Origin of the sequence: Alteromonas sp. KUL106, from assembly GCF_009811415.1 — a bacterium.
GTDB lineage: Bacteria > Pseudomonadota > Gammaproteobacteria > Enterobacterales > Alteromonadaceae > Alteromonas.
This window is the reverse complement of the sequence record NZ_BLIG01000086.1, coordinates 1-1,425: the sequence shown is the minus strand read 5'-3', so window position 1 is coordinate 1,425 and position 1,425 is coordinate 1. Positions and strand designations below refer to the sequence as shown.

The following is a 1,425-nucleotide window of genomic DNA, read 5'->3' as shown; positions in this document are numbered from 1 at the left end:
GGGACAGTAACACATGGGCTCTGTCGCTTCGCTCGGATTTTAGCCCATGCGTTACTGCCCCTTATGTGGGTGTTATACGCGCCGAAAATTCCACTGGCAACTCGTAACCTATGAGGTTACAATGACTGCATGATTAAGAGTTTTATACATAAAGGCCTTCAGAAGTTTTACGCTAAAGGAACCACATCAGGAATTCAGAAGAAGCATGAAAATAAGCTTCGTCTGATCCTGACCAATCTCGATCAAGCCGAAACGCCTGATGACATGGATTTGCCCGGTCTTTATATGCACAAACTCAAAGGTAACAGAAATGATATTTGGTCTGTCAGAGTGAGTGGTAACTGGAGAGTTACATATCGCTTTGTTGGACGAGATGTCGAAATCGTTAACTACGAGGATTATCACTAATGAATATGCATAACCCAGCACATCCCGGTGAGATACTCAAAGAACTTGTTATTGAAGCTCTAGAACTCACTATCACTGACGTCGCTCAGCATTTAGATGTTAGCCGCAAAACACTGTCAAAAGTTCTTAATGGCAAAGGAGCCATCACCCCAGAGATGGCACTTCGTCTGGAGCTGGTCTTTGGTAAGCCTTCAGCTGACCATTGGCTACGTTTGCAAAATGCTTTTGATTTATGGCAAACGCGGCAACATCAAAGTTCTTTACATGTCTCACCTTATAATCTGGCGGCGGTATAAAAGCGCGTATAACAAGGCGCTCAAAGGGACAAATACATGTCATGGGCTTGCGCCATTGTAATGCCATGTATTTGCCCCTTAGCTAAGTAATAGGTACTCTTGAGTAAAAATTAGCCCAACTGACATTTTAACGCTATAATGTTTTAATGTTGCATAAATGGAGGCTTATTCATGAGTAATTTATCAAAACGATCAACCGTCTACTTCGAGCCAGCAATTCATAATGCTTTGAAACTGCGAGCGGCATCATCAGATACCTCAATATCAGAACTGATTGATGAAGCAGTAAGACTCCTTATGAAAGAAGATCAAGAAGATTTGGCTGCGGTAAGACAAAGGGCCAAAGAGCCCGAAATCTCCTATGAGGACTTGCTAAACACTTTGGAAGCTGATGGAAAAATATAGCGTCACTTTCAAGAAGTCAGTAGCAAAAGATTTTAGGGCAATTCCCAAGTCGGACGTTAAAAAGATCCTCGCCAAAATTGACTTATTAGCTGAAAACCCGCGAAGGGATGGAGCAATTAAACTTAGTGGACTCGACTTGTATCGTATCCGGCAAGGTCTTTATAGAATAATTTATGAAATCCGAGAAAACGAGCTTGTAGTACAGGTGATAAAAGTCGGGCATCGCTCCGATGTTTATAAACGTACCTAACGAAGCCAATAAACGCAGGGCGGCTTCGCCATTATGCCCTACGTGCCTGCGCCCGTTATTGGAAAG

At 42.8% G+C, this 1,425-nt stretch carries 4 protein-coding genes; all 4 read left to right on the top strand.

The features are described 5' to 3' along the window. Positions 1–129: 129 nt before the first annotated feature. Positions 130–408, top strand: a complete 279-nt coding sequence (locus tag GVO63_RS19340; RefSeq protein WP_159489603.1) for a type II toxin-antitoxin system RelE/ParE family toxin — start codon at positions 130–132, stop codon at positions 406–408. After that, positions 408–704, top strand: coding sequence for a HigA family addiction module antitoxin (locus tag GVO63_RS19335; RefSeq protein WP_159489583.1), 297 nt, complete (start codon positions 408–410; stop codon positions 702–704). The genes GVO63_RS19340 and GVO63_RS19335 overlap by 1 nt, the downstream gene beginning before the upstream one ends. 171 nt (positions 705–875) lie before the next feature. Next, complete coding sequence (locus GVO63_RS19330; RefSeq protein WP_159582068.1) at positions 876–1,109, top strand: ribbon-helix-helix domain-containing protein; 234 nt, start codon at positions 876–878, stop codon at positions 1,107–1,109. After that, entirely contained in the window at positions 1,096–1,359 is a 264-nt protein-coding gene (locus GVO63_RS19325; protein ID WP_012517121.1) for a type II toxin-antitoxin system RelE/ParE family toxin, read from the top strand. The genes GVO63_RS19330 and GVO63_RS19325 overlap by 14 nt, the downstream gene beginning before the upstream one ends. Positions 1,360–1,425 lie beyond the last annotated feature (66 nt).

What these genes read in the sequence shown, in the direction of transcription:
- GVO63_RS19335 (WP_159489583.1), top strand. Translation starts at nt 408, where the DNA reads ATGAATATGCATAACCCAGCACATCCCGGTGAGATACTCAAAGAACTT.
- GVO63_RS19325 (WP_012517121.1), top strand. Translation starts at nt 1,096, where the DNA reads ATGGAAAAATATAGCGTCACTTTCAAGAAGTCAGTAGCAAAAGATTTT.
- GVO63_RS19340 (WP_159489603.1), top strand. Translation starts at nt 130, where the DNA reads ATGATTAAGAGTTTTATACATAAAGGCCTTCAGAAGTTTTACGCTAAA.
- GVO63_RS19330 (WP_159582068.1), top strand. Translation starts at nt 876, where the DNA reads ATGAGTAATTTATCAAAACGATCAACCGTCTACTTCGAGCCAGCAATT.